The sequence below is a fragment of the Pseudomonas sp. IPO3778 genome, from assembly GCF_013386825.1.
Taxonomy (GTDB): domain Bacteria; phylum Pseudomonadota; class Gammaproteobacteria; order Pseudomonadales; family Pseudomonadaceae; genus Aquipseudomonas.
The window spans coordinates 43,718-61,343 of record NZ_JACARC010000047.1 but is presented as its reverse complement, the minus strand read 5'-3'; the positions used below and the strand labels follow the sequence as shown (position 1 = coordinate 61,343).

General features: G+C 61.6%; 19 protein-coding genes. 11 read left to right on the top strand and 8 right to left on the bottom strand.

Going from position 1 to position 17,626, the window contains the following annotated elements; translation table 11 throughout:
* The first annotated feature begins 120 nt into the window (after nt 1–120).
* The 4 genes from coxB (at nt 121) to HX855_RS24955 (ending at nt 4,512) form a co-directional block, all read left to right on the top strand.
* Nucleotides 121–1,248: a cytochrome c oxidase subunit II gene (gene coxB / locus HX855_RS24970; RefSeq protein WP_177084511.1), complete on the top strand. Its 1,128-nt coding sequence runs from the start codon at nt 121–123 to the stop codon at nt 1,246–1,248.
* Between the two features lie 58 nt (nt 1,249–1,306).
* Nucleotides 1,307–2,896: a cytochrome c oxidase subunit I gene (gene ctaD, locus HX855_RS24965; protein WP_003214853.1), complete on the top strand. Its 1,590-nt coding sequence runs from the start codon at nt 1,307–1,309 to the stop codon at nt 2,894–2,896.
* Nucleotides 2,897–3,037: 141 nt separating this feature from the next.
* Complete coding sequence (locus HX855_RS24960) at nt 3,038–3,589, top strand: cytochrome c oxidase assembly protein (protein ID WP_177084514.1); 552 nt, start codon at nt 3,038–3,040, stop codon at nt 3,587–3,589.
* A gap of 35 nt (nt 3,590–3,624) precedes the next feature.
* Nucleotides 3,625–4,512 carry a cytochrome c oxidase subunit 3 gene (locus tag HX855_RS24955; RefSeq protein ID WP_177084515.1) on the top strand — a complete coding sequence of 296 codons (888 nt, stop codon included), beginning with the start codon at nt 3,625–3,627 and terminating at the stop codon, nt 4,510–4,512.
* A gap of 6 nt (nt 4,513–4,518) precedes the next feature.
* Here HX855_RS24955 and HX855_RS24950 read toward each other — a convergent pair whose 3' ends face one another.
* Nucleotides 4,519–4,722 (bottom strand): twin transmembrane helix small protein, encoded by a 204-nt coding sequence (locus tag HX855_RS24950; RefSeq protein WP_010168612.1) that lies wholly within the window; start codon nt 4,720–4,722, stop codon nt 4,519–4,521.
* A gap of 84 nt (nt 4,723–4,806) precedes the next feature.
* Between HX855_RS24950 and HX855_RS24945 the strand changes: the two genes are divergently transcribed.
* From HX855_RS24945 to HX855_RS24920, 6 genes are all read left to right on the top strand, one after another.
* Nucleotides 4,807–5,550 carry an SURF1 family protein gene (locus HX855_RS24945; RefSeq protein ID WP_177084516.1) on the top strand — a complete coding sequence of 248 codons (744 nt, stop codon included), beginning with the start codon at nt 4,807–4,809 and terminating at the stop codon, nt 5,548–5,550.
* A complete protein-coding gene (locus HX855_RS24940) occupies nt 5,516–6,115 on the top strand; it encodes a hypothetical protein (RefSeq protein ID WP_177084517.1) in 600 nt (199 codons plus the stop codon). Before HX855_RS24945 ends, HX855_RS24940 begins: the two co-directional genes overlap by 35 nt.
* A 10-nt stretch (nt 6,116–6,125) precedes the next feature.
* Entirely contained in the window at nt 6,126–7,205 is a 1,080-nt protein-coding gene (locus HX855_RS24935) for a heme A synthase (RefSeq protein ID WP_177084518.1), read from the top strand.
* Nucleotides 7,193–8,092, top strand: a complete 900-nt coding sequence (gene cyoE, locus HX855_RS24930) for a heme o synthase (protein ID WP_177084519.1) — start codon at nt 7,193–7,195, stop codon at nt 8,090–8,092. Before HX855_RS24935 ends, cyoE begins: the two co-directional genes overlap by 13 nt.
* Nucleotides 8,089–8,724, top strand: coding sequence for an SCO family protein (locus HX855_RS24925; RefSeq protein ID WP_010168617.1), 636 nt, complete (start codon nt 8,089–8,091; stop codon nt 8,722–8,724). Before cyoE ends, HX855_RS24925 begins: the two co-directional genes overlap by 4 nt.
* A 459-nt stretch (nt 8,725–9,183) precedes the next feature.
* Nucleotides 9,184–9,645 (top strand): Bro-N domain-containing protein, encoded by a 462-nt coding sequence (locus HX855_RS24920; RefSeq protein ID WP_177084520.1) that lies wholly within the window; start codon nt 9,184–9,186, stop codon nt 9,643–9,645.
* Nucleotides 9,646–9,783: 138 nt separating this feature from the next.
* Here the strand turns inward: HX855_RS24920 and HX855_RS24915 are convergent, their stop codons facing one another.
* From HX855_RS24915 to HX855_RS24905, 3 genes are read right to left on the bottom strand one after another with little or no spacing between them, the layout of a single operon-like run.
* Nucleotides 9,784–10,557 (bottom strand): MetQ/NlpA family ABC transporter substrate-binding protein, encoded by a 774-nt coding sequence (locus HX855_RS24915; RefSeq protein WP_010168620.1) that lies wholly within the window; start codon nt 10,555–10,557, stop codon nt 9,784–9,786.
* 51 nt (nt 10,558–10,608) lie between these two features.
* Nucleotides 10,609–11,283, bottom strand: coding sequence for a methionine ABC transporter permease (locus HX855_RS24910; protein ID WP_177084521.1), 675 nt, complete (start codon nt 11,281–11,283; stop codon nt 10,609–10,611).
* Entirely contained in the window at nt 11,283–12,290 is a 1,008-nt protein-coding gene (locus HX855_RS24905) for a methionine ABC transporter ATP-binding protein (protein ID WP_177084523.1), read from the bottom strand. Before HX855_RS24905 ends, HX855_RS24910 begins: the two co-directional genes overlap by 1 nt.
* Nucleotides 12,291–12,558: 268 nt before the next feature.
* On the opposite strand from HX855_RS24905, the gene katE reads away from it, so the two are divergent.
* The gene (gene katE, locus HX855_RS24900; protein WP_177084525.1) at nt 12,559–14,700 is read left to right on the top strand and encodes a catalase HPII; all 2,142 of its coding nucleotides are present in this window, start codon (nt 12,559–12,561) and stop codon (nt 14,698–14,700) included.
* A gap of 112 nt (nt 14,701–14,812) precedes the next feature.
* Here katE and HX855_RS24895 read toward each other — a convergent pair whose 3' ends face one another.
* Genes HX855_RS24895 through HX855_RS24880 form a run of 4 tightly spaced genes read right to left on the bottom strand, consistent with a single transcriptional unit; the run spans nt 14,813 to nt 17,618 of the window.
* Entirely contained in the window at nt 14,813–15,532 is a 720-nt protein-coding gene (locus tag HX855_RS24895; RefSeq protein WP_177084527.1) for a PA5502 family lipoprotein, read from the bottom strand.
* 37 nt (nt 15,533–15,569) lie between these two features.
* Complete coding sequence (gene znuB / locus HX855_RS24890; RefSeq protein ID WP_177084529.1) at nt 15,570–16,358, bottom strand: zinc ABC transporter permease subunit ZnuB; 789 nt, start codon at nt 16,356–16,358, stop codon at nt 15,570–15,572.
* Nucleotides 16,351–17,136, bottom strand: a complete 786-nt coding sequence (znuC, locus tag HX855_RS24885) for a zinc ABC transporter ATP-binding protein ZnuC (RefSeq protein ID WP_010168633.1) — start codon at nt 17,134–17,136, stop codon at nt 16,351–16,353. The genes znuB and znuC overlap by 8 nt, the downstream gene beginning before the upstream one ends.
* The gene (locus HX855_RS24880; RefSeq protein WP_003214819.1) at nt 17,136–17,618 is read right to left on the bottom strand and encodes a Fur family transcriptional regulator; all 483 of its coding nucleotides are present in this window, start codon (nt 17,616–17,618) and stop codon (nt 17,136–17,138) included. The genes znuC and HX855_RS24880 overlap by 1 nt, the downstream gene beginning before the upstream one ends.
* Between the last annotated feature and the right edge of the window lie 8 nt (nt 17,619–17,626).

Here is a 17,626-nt window from a genome sequence, read left to right as displayed (position 1 = left end):
GCTGATGACGCCCGACTGCATGAGCAGGCAAGGCTTAGCGGTTGTAAGCAGTATGGAAGCCGCTCCCTTGGCCGCAGGTGCAAACCGGCGGGATAACAAGAACGATAAGGGGAACCCGCAATGACGCGACATCCACATGTTTGGATGGGCCTACTGTTGTGGTCAGTATTCGGCCAGGCGCACGCCGCCTGGACAACGAATATGGCGCCAGGGGCCACTGAAGTCAGTCACGCCGTGTTTGACCTGCACATGACCATTTTCTGGATCTGTGTGGCGATCGGCATTGTCGTGTTTGGCGCGATGTTCTGGTCGATGATCGTTCACCGGCGCTCCACGGGCCAGGTGGCAGCCAAGTTTCACGAGAGTACGACGGTGGAGATTCTCTGGACCGTGGTGCCCTTGCTGATCCTGGTGGCGATGGCCATTCCGGCCACCAAGACGCTGATCAACATCTACGACAGCACCGAGTCGGATATTGATATCCAGGTCACCGGCTATCAGTGGAAGTGGCACTACAAATACCTGGGCCAGGACGTCGAGTTCTTCAGCAACCTGGCCACGCCCGCCGAGCAGATCCATAACCAGGCCGTCAAAGGCGAGCATTACCTGTTGGAAGTCGACCAGCCGCTGGTGTTGCCGGTGGGCGCCAAGGTGCGTTTCCTGGTGACCGCCGCCGACGTGATCCACTCCTGGTGGGTGCCGGCGTTTGCGGTCAAGCGTGATGCGATTCCCGGCTTCGTCAACGAGGCCTGGGCCCGGGTCGAGAAGCCCGGCATCTACCGCGGCCAGTGCGCCGAACTGTGTGGCAAGGACCACGGCTTTATGCCGATCGTGGTAGAGGTCAAATCCAAGGCCGACTACGACACCTGGCTCGGCGAGCGCAAGGAAGAGGCGGCCAAGCTCAAGGAGCTGACCTCCAAGGAATGGACCCTGGACGAGCTGGTGGCCCGTGGCGACAAGATTTACCACACCACCTGCGTCGCCTGTCACCAGGCCGAAGGCCAGGGCCTGCCGCCGATGTTCCCGGCGCTCAAAGGCTCGCCGATTGCCACGGGCCCCAAGGAAGACCACCTGCACCGCGTGTACTTCGGCAAGCCCGGCACCGCCATGGCGGCGTTCGGCAAACAGCTGTCGGAAGTCGATATCGCGGCGGTCGTGACCTACGAACGTAACGCCTGGGGCAACAACAAAGGCGACATGGTCACCCCTAAAGACGTGCTGGCTCTGAAACAGGCGGAAAGCAAATGACTGCCTTCATTGCGTATTCACCGAACCGTCCCGCCCACTCGTTTGCAGGAGAAAGGCCATGAGCGCTGTGATCGATGACCACGGTCATGCCGGTGACCACGCTCACGGCCCCGCCAAGGGCCTGATGCGCTGGGTACTGACCACCAACCACAAAGACATCGGGACGATGTACCTGTGGTTCAGCTTCTGCATGTTCCTGCTCGGCGGCTCGTTCGCCATGGTGATCCGCGCCGAGCTGTTCCAGCCCGGCTTGCAGATCGTGGAGCCGGCGTTCTTCAACCAGATGACCACCATGCACGGCCTGGTGATGGTGTTCGGCGCGGTGATGCCGGCGTTTGTCGGCCTTGCCAACTGGATGATCCCGTTGATGATCGGCGCGCCCGACATGGCCCTGCCGCGCATGAACAACTTCAGCTTCTGGCTGTTGCCGGCGGCGTTCCTGATGCTGGTGTCCACCCTGTTCATGCCCGGCGGCGGGCCGAACTTCGGCTGGACCTTCTACGCCCCGCTCTCCACCACCTACGCGCCGGAAAGCGTGACGTTCTTCATTTTTGCCATCCACCTGATGGGCATCAGTTCGATCATGGGCGCGATCAACGTCATCGCCACCATCCTCAACCTGCGCGCCCCCGGCATGACCCTGATGAAAATGCCGCTGTTCGTCTGGACCTGGCTGATCACCGCGTTCCTGCTGATCGCGGTGATGCCGGTGCTGGCGGGCTGCGTGACCATGATGCTGATGGACATCCACTTCGGCACCAGCTTCTTCAGTGCTGCCGGTGGCGGTGACCCGGTGTTGTTCCAGCATGTGTTCTGGTTCTTCGGGCACCCCGAGGTGTACATCATGATCCTGCCGGCCTTCGGCGCCGTCAGTTCGATCATCCCGACCTTTTCGCGCAAGCCGTTGTTCGGCTACACGTCGATGGTGTACGCCACGGCCAGCATCGCGTTCCTGTCGTTCATCGTGTGGGCGCACCACATGTTTGTGGTGGGCATCCCGCTGGTGGGCGAGCTGTTCTTCATGTACGCCACGCTGCTGATCGCGGTGCCGACGGGGGTGAAGGTGTTCAACTGGGTCAGCACCATGTGGCAAGGCTCGCTGACCTTCGAGACGCCGATGCTGTTCGCCGTGGCCTTCGTGATTTTGTTCACCATTGGCGGGTTCTCCGGGTTGATGCTGGCCATCGCCCCGGCGGACTTCCAGTACCACGACACCTACTTTGTGGTGGCGCACTTCCATTACGTACTGGTGCCCGGCGCGATCTTCGGGATCTTCGCCTCGGCCTACTACTGGCTGCCGAAATGGACCGGCCACATGTACGACGAAACCCTGGGCAAGCTGCACTTCTGGCTGTCGTTCGTGGGGATGAACATGGCGTTCTTCCCGATGCACTTCGTGGGACTGGCCGGCATGCCGCGTCGGGTGCCGGACTACAACCTGCAGTTCGCCGACTTCAACATGGTCTCCTCCATCGGTGCCTTCACCTTTGGTGCCACGCAGATCTTCTTCCTGTTCATCGTCATCAAGTGCATCCGTGGCGGGCCGCCGGCGCCGGCCAAGCCGTGGGATGGTGCCGAAGGGCTGGAATGGAGCATTCCTTCGCCCGCGCCGTACCACACCTTCACCACGCCGCCGGAGGTCAAATGAACACCTCCCTATCCTGTGGGAACTGGCTTGCCTGCGATGGCATCACCTCGGTGTACCTGAAAGACCGAGTTGCCAGCATCGCAGGCAAGCCAGCTCCCACAGAAAAGCCATTCACAGAACATTCATTCGCAGGTGGCCGCCATGCTTGAGTCCGTGCCTATCAAGCGCCTGGTCACGCGGCTGCTGATCCTGGTGGTGGCGATGTTCGCCTTCGGCTTTGCCCTGGTGCCGATCTACGACGTGATGTGCAAGGCGTTCGGCATCAACGGCAAGACCGCCGGGCAGTACGAAGGCGAGCAGGTGGTGGACCCGACGCGCCAGGTGCGGGTGCAATTCCTGTCCACCAACGCCATCGACATGGTCTGGGAGTTCCACTCCAAGGCTGACGAGGTGGTGGTCAATCCCGGCGCGGTCACCGAGATGCTGTTTGTGGCCTACAACCCCACTGACAAGCCGATGACGGCCCAGGCGGTGCCGAGCATTTCGCCCGCCGAGGCGGCGATGTATTTCCACAAGACCGAGTGTTTTTGCTTCACCCAGCAAGTGCTACAGCCAGGTCAGCGCATAGAGATGCCGGTGCGCTTTATTGTCGATCGCGCCATGCCTAAGGATGTGAAGCATTTGACCCTGGCGTACACGCTGTTCGATATCACCGCGCGCCAACCGCCCGTGGCTGTCCATACAGGCGGCTAGGCGTTGCTTGCGGGCTCGATTAGGAGAACGAATACATGTCGACTCATGATACGTACTACGTACCAGCGCAAAGCAAATGGCCCATAATTGCCACGTTGGGCATGCTGATTACGGTGTTCGGACTGGCTACCTGGTTCAACGACCTGAAGGCGGCACGCCCGGAATCCCACGGCCCGCTGATCTTTTTCGTCGGCGGCCTGCTGCTGGCCTACATGATGTTTGGCTGGTTCGGCGCGGTGATCAAGGAAAGCCGCGCCGGTTTGTACAGTTCGCAGATGGACCGTTCCTTTCGCTGGGGCATGACCTGGTTCATCTTCTCCGAGGTGATGTTCTTCATCGCCTTCTTCGGCGCGCTGTTTTATGTGCGGCATATGTCGGCGCCGTGGCTGGCGGGCGAAGGCTCAAAAGGCGTTGCCCACATGCTGTGGCCGAACTTTGAATTTGCCTGGCCGCTGCTGAACAATCCTGACCCGAAACTGTTCCCCGCGCCCAAGGGCACCATCAGCCCGTGGGGCCTGCCGCTGATCAACACGATCCTGCTGGTCAGCTCCAGCGTGACCATCACCATCGCCCACCATGCCTTGCGCAAAGGCCATCGCGGTGCGCTGAAGATCTGGCTGGCGATCACCGTGTTGCTGGGTTGGGCGTTTCTCGGCTTCCAGGCCGAGGAATACATCCATGCTTATAAAGAGCTGGGCCTGACCCTCGGTTCCGGCGTGTACGGCGCGACCTTCTTCATGCTCACCGGCTTCCACGGTGCCCACGTGACCATCGGTACGATCATTTTGTTTGTGATGCTGATGCGCATCCTGAAGGGGCATTTCAACGAAGAACACCAGTTCGGCTTCGAAGCGGCCAGTTGGTATTGGCACTTTGTGGATGTGGTGTGGATCGGGCTGTTTTTCTTCGTTTACGTGCTTTGAGGTGTTTCACCAGGGCGCATGAGACACCAACTGGCCGCTGAAGAACCCCCAGGTGATCAACCCCAGGGTGATCACGGCCAGCACCACACGCACGGTCAAGGCAGTGACGAGGCGGTTGGAGTTGCCCTCGTCCTTGACCAGGAAGAACAAGCCACTGAACAGGCTCACGACGGTAGCGATCAGCATCAGGGCAATGGCTGCTTTGAGCATGGTGGGCTCCGGGGCTCTTTTTTGGAGGGGGCGAGCAATGAGATTCAGTATAGCCAGCGCAGCACCGACCTTTGCGGCAATGCCATGAAACCCTTTCGCCCCGGTATTGCGCCGACGCTGGTGGTGCTCATGCTGCTGCCGTTGCTGGTGTTTCTCGGCTTCTGGCAGCTGTCTCGCGGTCACGAAAAACAGGCGCTGCTGGACACTTATGCCGAGCGCCGCGCTGCCGAGCCCATGAGCAGTACCCAATTACAGGCCACCGAAGATCCGGCGTTCCGTCGTGTGCACTTGCGCGGGCAGTTCGATGCCGAGCACAGCGTGCTGCTGGATAACCGCTTTCGTGACGGCAAGGTCGGCGTGGAGCTGTTGCAGCCTTTCCATGATCAGGCCAGCGGCCAGTGGCTGTTGCTCAATCGCGGCTGGCTGCCCTGGCCGGACCGGCGCACACCGCCGGTGTTCACCACGCCCGATCAACTGCTGAATCTCGACGCCTGGGTCTATGTGGCGCCCGGCGAGACCTTCCAGCTGCATGCCGATCCGGCGGGCGCGAAATGGCCGCGATTGCTGACCGCACTGCATCCCGAAGCGGTGTGGGCAGAGCTGGGTCGCAGCGGGTTCGCCTATGAAGTACGGGCTGAAGCCGGCCCTGGCACTTACGAAACCAACTGGCCCGTGGTCGCCATGGGGCCGGAAAAACACCTGGGCTATGCCGTGCAGTGGTTCGCCATGGCGGTGGCGCTGTTCGGTCTTTACCTCTACCTCGGATGGCACAACACAAAAAAGGAGAAGCGCCATGGGAGCGGCCATGAATCCACTCAACATGTCTGACGCGCCAGCAGCGCCCAACCGGCGCAAAGGCCGCTGGCAACTGATCCTGATCCTGCTGATGGTGGTCGGCCCGATGGTGCTCGCCACCTTCATGTACAAGTTGCAGTTCTGGGTACCGGACAGCCGCAGCTACCACGGCGAGATGATCGGCAATGGCCAGACCCGCGCCGACATTGGCGTGCAGTCCGACGAAGACCGCTGGCAACTGCTGGTGACCGCGCCCACCGCCTGCACCGCCGACTGCCAGCAACTGGTGTACCTCGCGCGCCAACTCCAGATCGGCCTGGGCCGTGATGCCTCCCGCGCCAGCCACGCCCTGGCCAGCGCGCAGCCGGTGAGCACCGCCTACGACGCCAAGCTCAAGGCCGAATACCCGCAACTGCAACGCTATTCCCTGGACCTCTCGACCTTCAACAAAGACGCCGCCGCCCAGGGCAGTGGCGATGCCCAGCTGTGGATCGTCGACCCCCACGGCAACCTGGTGCTGCGCTACGACGCCCGGGTCAAGGGCAAGGACCTGCTCAACGACCTGCGCCTGCTGCTGAAACTGTCGAACATCGGATAAGGACACCGTCATGGCCAAGCCTGGATTTCGCCTCGCGCTGTTTGCCACCCTGCTGGCCCTGATCGTAGTGCTGCTGGGTGCCTATACCCGCCTGACCCATGCGGGCCTCGGTTGCCCGGATTGGCCGGGGTGCTACGGCTTTATCAGCGTGCCGAAAAGCGAAGCCCAACTGGCCCATGCCGAGCTGCATTACCCGGACACGCCGGTGGAGGCGGACAAGGGCTGGAACGAGATGACCCACCGTTACTTCGCCGGCACCCTCGGGTTGCTGATCGTGCTGCTGGCGGCGCGGGCCTGGACTCATCGGCATCATCCGGGGCAGCCGTTGAAGTTGCCGTTGTTCCTGTTGGCGGTGGTGTTTGCCCAGGCGGCGTTTGGTATGTGGACGGTGACGCTGAAGCTCTGGCCGCAAGTGGTCACCGGGCATTTATTGGGCGGGTTTGCGACGTTAAGCCTGCTGTTTTTGCTGACGTTGCGCCTGTCCGGCGTGTTGCCGGCGCTGATCGTGCCGAGGCGTTTGCAGTACTGGGCCACGGCCGGGCTGGTGCTGGTGATCGGTCAGATTGCCCTGGGTGGATGGGTCAGTTCCAACTACGCGGCGGTGGCCTGTATCGACCTGCCGACCTGTCACGGGCAGTGGTGGCCGGCGGCGGATTTCGCCAATGGTTTTCACCTGACCCAGCATATCGGCCCCAACTACCTCGGCGGCCAACTGGACAGTGACGCGCGCACGGCGATTCATCTCACCCATCGGATTGGCGCGCTGTTGGTCACCGTGGTGTTGCTGGGCCTGGCCTGGCAACTCAAGGTGGTGGGCATGACCCGCCTGGCGGGCCTGTTGCTGATCGCCCTGGCGGCGCAAATCGGCCTGGGCTTGAGCAACGTGTATTTCCACCTGCCGCTGCCGGTGGCGGTGGCCCATAACGCGGGCGGCGCGGCGTTGCTGCTGACGCTGGTGCTGGTCAATTATCACGCCCGTACCAGCCTGGTCCGGGTGCGGCATCAGCTGCCGTTTGGCTGGCGCTTCAGCCCGCGTAAACACGTGTCGGGCCTTATGACCCTGAAAGGAGAGATGCCATGGCGACCTTGATCGGCGAGCGTCATCGCCAGGCGATCTGGCGTGACTACCTGGAGCTGACCAAGCCAAAAGTGGTGGTGCTGATGCTCATCACCTCATTGGTGGGCATGTTCCTCGCCACCCGCGCCGGGGTGCCGTGGCCGGTGCTGATTTTCGGCAACCTGGGGATCGCCCTGTGTGCCGGTGGTGCGGCGGCGGTCAACCATGTGGTGGACCGGCGCATCGATGCGCTGATGGCGCGCACCCATAAACGCCCGCTGGCGGAAGGCCGTGTATCGCCTGTGGCCGCGCTGACGTTCGCGATGGTGCTGGCAGTGGCCGGGCTGGCGTTGCTGCTGGCGTTTACCAATCCACTGGCGGCGTGGCTGACCCTGGCCTCGCTGTTGGGCTACGCGGTGATCTACACCGGTTTTCTCAAGCGTGCCACGCCGCAGAACATCGTTATCGGCGGCCTTGCCGGTGCGGCGCCGCCGTTGCTGGGTTGGGTGGCCGTCACCGGCCACGTCAGCGCCGAGCCGTTGCTGCTGGTGCTGATCATCTTCGCCTGGACCCCGCCGCACTTCTGGGCCCTGGCGATTCACCGCAAGGAGGAATACGCCAAGGCCGACATCCCGATGCTGCCCGTGACCCATGGCGAGCACTACACCAAGGTGCATATCCTGCTCTACACCTTCGCCCTGCTGGCGGTCAGCCTGATGCCCTATGTCATCCACATGAGCGGCGTGCTGTACCTGGTGTGTGCGCTGGTTCTGGGCGGGCGCTTTCTGCAATGGGCCTGGGTGCTGTACCGTGGCAGTCGGCCGCACGCGGCGATCAACACCTTCAAGTACTCTATCGGGTACCTGTTCGCGCTGTTTATCGCCCTGCTCGTAGACCATTACCTATTGTTGAACCTATGACTCGAACTCAAAAAACTGTCTTCATTCTGGTGGCCATCGTCGCGTTGATCATGGGCCTGACCGTCAACAAAGTACTGAGTGGCAAAGGCCAGGGCGACCCGACGGCGTTGATCGATGCCGGCATCATCCTGCTGCCGCAAAGCCGCCAGCTGCCGCCCGTGACCATGACCAACCAGGACGGCCAGCCGGTGGTGGTCAACGAGCTGAAAGGCAAATGGAGCGTGTTGTTCTTCGGCTACACCTTCTGCCCGGACATCTGCCCCACCACCCTCGCCCAGTTGCGCCAGATCAAGAGCGAGCTGCCCAAAGACGTTGTGGATAAGTTGCAGGTGATTTTGGTCAGCGTTGACCCCAATCGTGATACGCCGGCGCAGCTCAAACAGTACCTGGGTTACTTCGATCCTCAGTTTGAAGGCCTGACCGGCGCGAATGTGGAGGATGTGCAGAAGGTTTCGAATGCGGTGAGCATTCCGTTTATTCCGGCGGACACCAGCAAGCCCAACTACACCGTGGACCACAGCGGCAACCTGGCGTTGATCGGGCCGGATGGGACGCAGCGCGGGTTTATTCGTGCGCCATTGAACAACCAGAAGCTGGTGGCGCAGTTCCCGGGGTTGTTGCAGCGTAAATAAGCCTGTCACTTGTCGTGCTGGCACCATGGCGCAAATGTGGGAGCTGGCTTGCCTGCGATAGCGGTGTGTCAGCAGCAGATATGTGACTGACACGGCCCCATCGCAGGCAAGCCAGCTCCCACAGGATTATGTGCACGGTGCCTGAACGGTGTGTCGTCGGACTTTTCCCGCAATGTGTAGCGGTCGGCGCGAACTTGTTCGGCGTGCGTCGACTGACTAGTCTTTGCCCTGTCGCTGCAAATTCAGTGACAGGGTGTGGAAGCCCTTATATCGTTAGGCGCACAAAGCGCCACCTAGAGTCAGGCGCTTTTTATCGTCTGTGTTTTATGGTGGTTGTGCGCGGGGCGCTTTCGAGCGCGCCGGGTGCCTAACGTCCCGGTCTTCCACACCTGCGTACAGCCGCCACCCATTACGTGGAAGTAGTGCTTGGCGGCCCCTCAATACGTTAGGAGCCAGATCATGAAAGTACTCACCCCCGACCCGCCCTGCACCCCCGAAGTATTCACCCGCCATCACCAGCAACTGCACGCCATCCTCATCGATGCCCAAGCCTGGTTCAGCGCCCGCGACATTGGCCATCTGATGGGCCTGCATCTCAACGAAGCTTTGCTGCGCAAGCTCGATCCTGACCAACAACAAACATTAACCGCGACCACTCACGGCAACGCTGCACCCACCCTGATGCTCAGCGAATCAGGTGTGTACGCGATGTTGATCTATCACTACTGCCCCGAAAACCGCGCCCTGCGCCAATGGCTGACCCATGAAGTGGTGCCCGCCCTGCACGGTAAACAGCAAGCAAGCGAAAGCCCGGCCCTGAGTTGGCTGGCCTGGTCGACGGTGAGTTTGAGTGTGTTGCGGTGGCGCAATGAGCCGTGGATACGGCTGCGGGATATGCCCAAGGTGTTGCCGGGCGTGTAGCGCTTGAAACTGTGGGAGCTGGCTTGCCTGCGATACAGGCGGCGCGGTGTTACTGATCCACCGCAGCGATGCCATCGCAGGCAAGCCAGCTCCCACATTTGATCTCCAGTGTCTGGGAGATCGGGTTTCAGCTCTGGATCAGAACGCCGGCAGGATCGCGCCTTTGTACTTCTCGAGAATGAACGCTTTCACTTCCGGGGTGTGCAGGGCGGCTACCAGCTTCTTCACTGCATCCGAGTCCTTGTTGTCTTCGCGGGTCACCAGGATGTTCACGTAAGGCGAGTCATTGCCTTCGATCACCAGGGCATCCTTGGAAGGGTCCAGCTTGGCTTCCAGCGCGTAGTTGGTGTTGATCAGCGCCAGGTCGACCTGGGTCAGCACGCGCGGCAGGGTGGCGGCTTCCAGTTCGCGGAATTTCAGGTTTTTCGGGTTGCCGGTGATGTCCTTGATGGTCGACAGGATGTTGGTCGGGTCCTTCAGGGTGATCAGGTTGTGCTTGGCCAGCAGCAACAGCGCACGGCCGCCGTTGGTGGCGTCGTTCGGGATCACGACGTTGGCGCCGCTTGGCAGTTCTTCCAGCTTTTTGTACTTGCTGGAGTAAGCGCCCAGAGGCTCAAGGTGCACAGCGCCAACGCTCACCAGGTGAGTGCCCTTGGCTTTGTTGAATTCATCCAGGTACGGCTGGTGCTGGAAGAAGTTGGCGTCCAGGCGCTTTTCGGCCACCTGTACGTTTGGCTGGACGTAGTCGGTGAAGACTTTCACTTGCAGATCCACACCTTCTTTGGCCAGCACCGGCTTCACGAATTCGAGGATTTCAGCGTGGGGCACCGGGGAGGCGGCCACGGTCAGGGTTTCGGCGGCGTGGGCGGAAAACGCGGCAACGGCGGCGAAAGCAACCAGTAGTTTTTTCATTCAACGAGCTCCTTGTTCGGGTATTGGCCGGCTTCACGCCGGCAATAGCCGTTATTTTCGAGAAAAGTGCACCACCAGCTTGTCGCCGACGGTTTGCAGAATTTGCACCAGGATCAACAGCAGCACCACGGTGACCACCATCACGTCGGTCTGGAAGCGTTGATAGCCGAAACGGATCGCCAGGTCTCCCAGGCCGCCGGCACCCACCACACCGGCCATGGCCGTGTAAGACACCAGTGTAATCGCCGTCACCGTAATCGCCGCGAAGATGCCGGGGCGGGCTTCGGGCAGCAAGGCGTTGGTAATGATCTGGCGAGTGGTAGCGCCCATGGCCTGGGTCGCTTCGATAATCCCGCGGTCCACTTCACGCAACGCGGTTTCCACCAGGCGCGCGAAGAACGGCGTGGCCCCCACCACCAGCGGCGGAATCGCACCGGCAACACCCAGCGAAGTGCCGGTGATCAGCACGGTGAACGGAATCATCACAATCAACAGAATGATGAACGGCAGCGAACGCAGGATGTTCACGATCAGCGACAGCAGGGCGTACAGGTTCTTTTGTTCGAACAACTGGCGCGGGCTGCACAGGAACAGCAGCACGCCCAGCGGCAAGCCCAGCAACACGGTGAACAGCAGCGAGCCGAACAGCATGGTCATGGTGTCGCCGGTGGCCAGCAGGATTTCCGACCAGTCGATGTTCGAGAAAAAACTCAACAGGAGTTCCATTAGCGCAGCACCTCCATATGGACGTCAGCGGCGGTGAAGGCGGCAAACGCGGCTTCCATGTCACCACCGGTGACCGCGAGGGTCAGTTGGCCGTAGGGGATGTCTTTAATGCGGTCGATACGGCCGGCCAGGATGCTGTAGTCCACGCCCGTTTCACGAGCGACGGTACCCAGCAATGGCGCGTAGGTCGCTTCGCCCTGGAACGTCAGGCGCACGATGCGGCCCGGGACGTGGGCGAAGTCATCGCGCTGTTCGCCTTCGTCGACCTGCTCGGACTCTTGCACGAAACGCTTGGTGGTCGGGTGCTTGGGGTGCAGGAACACCTCGGCAACGGTGCCTTGCTCCACGATCACCCCTGCGTCCATCACGGCCACGTGGTCGCAGACCCGGCGGATCACGTCCATTTCATGGGTGATCAGCACGATGGTCAGCTTCAGCTCGCGGTTGATCTCGGCCAGCAGTTGCAGGACCGAGGCCGTGGTCTGCGGGTCGAGGGCACTGGTGGCCTCGTCGCACAGCAGGATCTTTGGTTTGGTGGCCAGGGCGCGGGCGATGCCGACGCGCTGCTTCTGGCCGCCCGACAGTTGCGCCGGGTACTTCTTGGCGTGGTCGGACAGGCCGACCCGCGCCAGCAATTCAGCCACACGCAGGTCGATATCCTTGCGGGACAGCTCACCCGCCAGCGTCAGCGGCAGCGCCACGTTGTCGGCGACAGTCTTGGACGCCAGCAGGTTGAAGTGCTGGAAGATCATCCCGACCTGTTGCCGGAAACGGCGCAGGCCGTTGGCATCCAGGGCGGTGACTTCTTCGTCATCGACCTTGATCTGGCCACCGCTAGGCTGCTCCAGACGGTTGATCAGACGCAGCAGAGTACTTTTTCCCGCACCGGAATGGCCGATCAGACCAAACACCTGGCCATTTTCGACGCGCAGGTTGGTGGGATGCAGCGCGGGGATATCCTTACCGGCGACCCGGTAGGTTTTATGGACGTTATGAAACTCGATCACGTAGCGAACCTTGTGGGGCGCATTAAAAAGGGATCAGCGGTTAGCCGGGCGCGCATTTTAGCCTGTCCGTATAGCGTTTCTTAGCATTTATTTCGCATCCGACCAGCGATTTGGCAATAACGCGATCAAAGGTCATAAAAAAGGAACGGTCCAAAACCGTGCCAGTCACTACTTAAGCAACTCGAAATTCCCGGGTGCCTTGCCTGGGGTTTTGCTCAAGAAGAGCCGGGGATCGCTCTGGCCTACGCAAACGAGGAGTTTTTGTCTGATGAGTACTAAAAAGCCAGTCACCCCGCCCAAGAGTGAACTTGCGGGTACCGACACGCTGGACCGTGGCAACACCAACGCCAAGCTGCAAAGCCTGGAAACATTCCGCTCCGACGCCACCGGCCAGGCCTTGCGCACCAACCAGGGCGTGAAGGTTTCCGATAACCAGAACAGCTTGAAGGTCGGCTCCCGTGGTCCCTCGCTGCTGGAAGATTTCATCATGCGTGAAAAAATCACGCACTTTGACCATGAGCGCATCCCGGAACGCATCGTCCATGCCCGGGGTACGGGCGCCCATGGTTATTTCCAGACCTATGAAAATCATTCGGCTCTGACCAAGGCTGGGTTCCTGCGTAACCCGGCGCATAAAACCCCGGTATTTGCGCGGTTCTCCACGGTGCAGGGCCCTAGGGGTTCGGGCGATACCGTGCGTGACGTGCGTGGGTTTGCCGTGAAATTCTTCACCGACGAAGGTAACTTCGACCTGGTGGGCAACAACATGCCGGTATTTTTCATTCAGGACGCGATCAAGTTTCCTGACTTCGTGCATGCGGTAAAACCTGAGCCCCACAACGAGATTCCTACCGGCGGCTCGGCTCACGATACGTTCTGGGATTTTGTCTCGCTGCAGCCGGAATCGGCGCACATGGTGATTTGGGCCATGTCTGACCGCGCAATTCCAAAGAGCCTGCGGACCATGCAGGGTTTTGGCGTGCACACCTTCCGGCTGGTGAATGCCGAGGGTAAATCCAACTTCGTCAAATTCCACTGGCGGCCTACCGTCGGCACCTGTTCCCTGGTGTGGGACGAGGCGCAGAAGCTGGCGGGCAAAGACACTGACTTCCACCGCCGCGACCTGTGGGAGTCCATCGAAGGCGGCGATTACCCGGAATGGGAATTGGGTGTGCAGATCATCGCGGAAGCGGATGAGCATAAATTCGACTTCGACATCCTCGACCCGACCAAGCTGATCCCTGAAGAGCTGGTGCCGATTACGCCGCTGGGCAAGATGGTGCTCAACCGCAACCCGGACAACTACTTTGCCGAGACCGAGCAAGTGGCGTTCTGCCCAGGCCATATCGTGCCGGGCATCGACTTCTCCAATGACCCGCTGCTGCAAGGTCGGCTGTTTTCCTACACCGACACGCAGATCAGCCGACTGGGCGGCCCGAACTTTCATGAGCTGCCGATCAACCGTCCGGTCGCGCCGTTCCATAATGGCCAGCGTGATGCCATGCACCGCACCACCATCGACAAGGGGCGCGCGGCCTACGAGCCGAACTCGATTGATGGCGGCTGGCCAAAAGAGACCCCGCCTGCTGCCGAGGACGGCGGTTTTGAAACGTACCCAGAGCGCATTGATGCCCACAAAATCCGTGAGCGCAGTGAGTCGTTCGGCGATCACTTCTCCCAGGCGCGGTTGTTTTTCCGCAGCATGAGCAAGCACGAGCAGGAGCACATCATCGCGGCTTACAGCTTTGAGCTGGGCAACGTGGAGCGCGAGTTTATCCGCGCTCGCCAGGTGAATGAGATCCTCGCCAACATCGACCTGGAGCTGGCCAAGCGCGTGGCGCAGAACTTGGGCCTGCCGGTGCCGAAGAAAGGCACGGTGCCCGAGCGCAAGACCTCTCCGGAGCGTTCGCCGGCGTTGAGCCAGGCCAACTTGCTGTCGGGTGATATCAAGACGCGAAAAGTGGCGATTCTGGCGGCGAACGGCGTTGATGGTGCGGCGATTGCGGCGCTGAAGAAGGCGCTGGAGGCTGCGGGTGCGCATGCGAAGCTGCTGGGGCCGACCTCGGCACCGGTGACAACGGCCGATGGCAAGAGCCTGCCGGTGGATGCGTCCATGGAAGGCTTGCCGTCGGTGGCGTTCGATGCGGTGTTTGTACCGGGTGGTGCCAAGTCGGTGCAGGCGTTGAGCGGGGATGGCGTGGCGTTGCATTACTTGCTTGAAGCGTACAAGCACCTGAAGGCGATCGCCTTGGCCGGTGAGGCGAAGCAGTTGCTGGATGTGCTGAAGCTTGAGGCGGATGCGGGGCTGATCGTGGGCGGTGATGCGAAGGCGTTGAAGGCGTTTTTTGCAGCGATTGCCCAGCATCGGGTCTGGGATCGGGAGCCGAAGGCTAAAGCTGTTCCGGCTTGAGTTATTGGGTGTTTGTCAGACCGCCTTCGCGAGCAAGCCCGCTCCCACATTCGACCGCATTCCAAAGGTGGAACTCGGTTAAGTGTGGGAGCGGGCTTGCTCGCGAATGGAGTTATTCAGTCTTACGCGGAATCAGCACAACCTGCGCCGGCACCTTCTTCAGAATCTGCCGGTGAATCTTCAGGTCATACCCCGAATCGATGCGCTTCACCCGTTTGGTCAGCAAGGTGGCCAGCCACGGGTAATCTTCGGTGCGCGGCGCCTGGATGCTCACATCACACTGGTAATTCACCACATCGGTGGCGATCTCATCCAGTTGATGGCGCAGCGCCTCAATATCGGTGAGGTTCAGCGCAACCGTGGTGCTTTCAGCCGCCGGGTCGATGACCTTGGCGGGCGGCTTGGCTTCGGCGGCTTTCAGGGCGGCTTCGGCTTTGTCCAGCTCGACTTTACGGGCATGGGCGATTGCACTGTTGACGCCACCGGTCAGCGCTGGCGCCTTGGGCATCAGTGCCCGGGCGCGGCTCAGGGCCGTGGCGGCAGCGTTGACGTCACCTTTTTGCAGCACGATCTGGCTGCGCTGCAGGTAGGCTTCGGCCAGTTGGCGCTGATAAGGCTCCAGTGCCGGGTCGTTGGGCGACTGGGCCTGCAGCGCGGCCAGTTCGTCTTCGGCGGTGGCCAGCTCACTGCTGGCGAGGTTTTGCTCCAGCTGTGCGATGGCCGCAGCACGCGCGTCCGGCGCTTCAGGGGCGGCGGGCGGGGTGCTTTGGCAGGCGCCCAGCAGCAAGGAAAATGCGGCAAGGAGCAGATAACGGGCGTTGAACAGCTTCATTCCTGCGACTCTCTAATTGCGCAAAAAGCGAGCAAGTCTACACCCCACGACGGGGCAGGACAAAACTCAGCAGAAACAGGGCGGCCGCGGTGACCACAATCGACGGCCCGGCCGGGGTGTCCTTGAACCAGGACAGTGCCAGGCCACCACACACCGCAAGCATCCCCAATAGGCTGGCGCCGACCGCCATTTGCTCCGGCGAGCGGGCGTGACGCTGGGCCGCAGCGGCCGGGATGATCAGCAGTGAGGTGATCAACAATACGCCGACAATCTTCATCGCGACAGCAATCACCACGGCGATCAGCAACATCAGGGTCATGCGCAGCGCCGCCACGGGCAAGCCTTCGACGGTGGCCAGTTCTTCGTGCACGGTGATCGCCAGTAGCGGGCGCCACAGGGTTACCAGCAACGCCAGTACCGCCGCGCTGCCGCCGAGGATCCAGGCCAGGTCGGTGGGGCTGATCGCCAGCAGGTCGCCGAACAGATAGGCCATCAGGTCGATGCGCACTTCATGCATGAAGCTCAGCACCACCAGGCCCAGCGACAACGTGCTCGGCGCCAGGATGCCCAGCAACGTATCGGAAGCCAGGGGCTGGCGCTGTTGCAGGGTCACCAGCAGCACCGCCAGCAGCAGGCAGCCGACGGTCACGGCGATGGTCGGGCTGACGTCCAGTAGAAAGCCCATGGCCACGCCCAGCAGCGCGGCGTGGGACAAGGTGTCGCCAAAATAGGCCATGCGCCGCCAGACCACGAACGAGCCCAGTGGGCCCGCCACCAGCGCCAAAGCCAAGCCTGCCAGCAGGGCGTAGAGCAGAAAATCAGCCATGCTTGCAGCTATCTCCGTGAACGTGGGTGTGAGGTGTGGCGGGGTCGTCCACGACGGCGCCATGCAAGTCATGGGCGTGGTCGTGATGGTGGTGATAAATCGCCAGGCTCTGGGCATTCTTGCCGAACAGCTCGACGAAAGCCGGGTCGCCGCTGACCTGTTCCGGGTGGCCGGAGCAGCACACGTGGCGATTGAGGCACACCACCTGGTCGGTGGTGCTCATCACCAGGTGCAAATCGTGAGAGACCATCAGCACGCCGCAGCCGTGGCGGTCCCGCAGGCGGGTGATCAGGCTGTACAGCTCGGCCTGGCCGGCCACGTCGACGCCTTGCACGGGTTCATCCAGTACCAGCAGTTCGGGCTCGCGCAACAAGGCGCGGGCCAGCAGTACGCGCTGCATTTCGCCGCCGGAGATACTTTGCACCGGGCTGTCGATGACCTGTTCGGCACCGACTTCCTTCAGGGCCGACTGTGCGCGGGCACGGTCTACGCCGGGCACCAGGCGCAGGAAGCGCAGCACCGACAGGGGCAACGTTGGGTCCACATGCAGCTTTTGCGGCATGTAACCCACCCGCAGCTTGGGTTTGCGCCACACGCTGCCGCTGTCGGGCTTGAGCAGGCCGAGTACGGCGCGCACCAGGGTGGTCTTGCCGGCGCCGTTGGGGCCGATCAGCGTGACGATCTGCCCCGGCTCGACGCTCAGGGCGATGTTGTCCAGCACGTTTTGCCCGGCGAACGTGACCCCGACCTGCTCCAGGCGGATTAACGCAGTGCTCATCAAGCCCCCTGGCAGCCCGAGCACACACCGACCACTTCGACGGTTTGCCCTTCGACCTTGAAGCCGACGTCGCCGGCGCTCTTGATGATGCTGTCGCTGATGCTTTTTTGTTCAAGCTCGATGGCGGCGTGGCATTCGCGGCAAATCAGGAATTGGCCCTGGTGCGCGTGTTCCGGGTGGTTGCAGCCGACAAAGGCGTTGAGCGAGGAGATGCGGTGCACCAGGCCGTTGTCCAGCAGGAAGTCCAGCGCGCGGTACACCGTGGGCGGCGCGGCGCGGCGGCCATCTTGCTCGCTGAGCACGCCGAGGATGTCGTAGGCACCCAGCGGCTTATGGCTTTGCCACACCAGCTCCAGCACCCGGCGACGCAGGGCTGTCAGGCGCAGGCCTTGGCGCGCACACAGTGCGTCGGCCTCTGACAGTGCGCTGTGCACGCAGTGAGAGTGGTCATGGGGACGGCTGGCAAGCGGTGTTTTAGGCATGAGCGGCG

What these genes read in the sequence shown, in the direction of transcription:
- coxB (WP_177084511.1), top strand. Translation starts at nt 121, where the DNA reads ATGACGCGACATCCACATGTTTGGATGGGCCTACTGTTGTGGTCAGTA.
- ctaD (WP_003214853.1), top strand. Translation starts at nt 1,307, where the DNA reads ATGAGCGCTGTGATCGATGACCACGGTCATGCCGGTGACCACGCTCAC.
- HX855_RS24960 (WP_177084514.1), top strand. Translation starts at nt 3,038, where the DNA reads ATGCTTGAGTCCGTGCCTATCAAGCGCCTGGTCACGCGGCTGCTGATC.
- HX855_RS24955 (WP_177084515.1), top strand. Translation starts at nt 3,625, where the DNA reads ATGTCGACTCATGATACGTACTACGTACCAGCGCAAAGCAAATGGCCC.
- HX855_RS24950 (WP_010168612.1), bottom strand. Translation starts at nt 4,722, where the DNA reads ATGCTCAAAGCAGCCATTGCCCTGATGCTGATCGCTACCGTCGTGAGC.
- HX855_RS24945 (WP_177084516.1), top strand. Translation starts at nt 4,807, where the DNA reads ATGAAACCCTTTCGCCCCGGTATTGCGCCGACGCTGGTGGTGCTCATG.
- HX855_RS24940 (WP_177084517.1), top strand. Translation starts at nt 5,516, where the DNA reads ATGGGAGCGGCCATGAATCCACTCAACATGTCTGACGCGCCAGCAGCG.
- HX855_RS24935 (WP_177084518.1), top strand. Translation starts at nt 6,126, where the DNA reads ATGGCCAAGCCTGGATTTCGCCTCGCGCTGTTTGCCACCCTGCTGGCC.
- cyoE (WP_177084519.1), top strand. Translation starts at nt 7,193, where the DNA reads ATGGCGACCTTGATCGGCGAGCGTCATCGCCAGGCGATCTGGCGTGAC.
- HX855_RS24925 (WP_010168617.1), top strand. Translation starts at nt 8,089, where the DNA reads ATGACTCGAACTCAAAAAACTGTCTTCATTCTGGTGGCCATCGTCGCG.
- HX855_RS24920 (WP_177084520.1), top strand. Translation starts at nt 9,184, where the DNA reads ATGAAAGTACTCACCCCCGACCCGCCCTGCACCCCCGAAGTATTCACC.
- HX855_RS24915 (WP_010168620.1), bottom strand. Translation starts at nt 10,557, where the DNA reads ATGAAAAAACTACTGGTTGCTTTCGCCGCCGTTGCCGCGTTTTCCGCC.
- HX855_RS24910 (WP_177084521.1), bottom strand. Translation starts at nt 11,283, where the DNA reads ATGGAACTCCTGTTGAGTTTTTTCTCGAACATCGACTGGTCGGAAATC.
- katE (WP_177084525.1), top strand. Translation starts at nt 12,559, where the DNA reads ATGAGTACTAAAAAGCCAGTCACCCCGCCCAAGAGTGAACTTGCGGGT.
- HX855_RS24895 (WP_177084527.1), bottom strand. Translation starts at nt 15,532, where the DNA reads ATGAAGCTGTTCAACGCCCGTTATCTGCTCCTTGCCGCATTTTCCTTG.
- znuB (WP_177084529.1), bottom strand. Translation starts at nt 16,358, where the DNA reads ATGGCTGATTTTCTGCTCTACGCCCTGCTGGCAGGCTTGGCTTTGGCG.
- znuC (WP_010168633.1), bottom strand. Translation starts at nt 17,136, where the DNA reads ATGAGCACTGCGTTAATCCGCCTGGAGCAGGTCGGGGTCACGTTCGCC.
- HX855_RS24880 (WP_003214819.1), bottom strand. Translation starts at nt 17,618, where the DNA reads ATGCCTAAAACACCGCTTGCCAGCCGTCCCCATGACCACTCTCACTGC.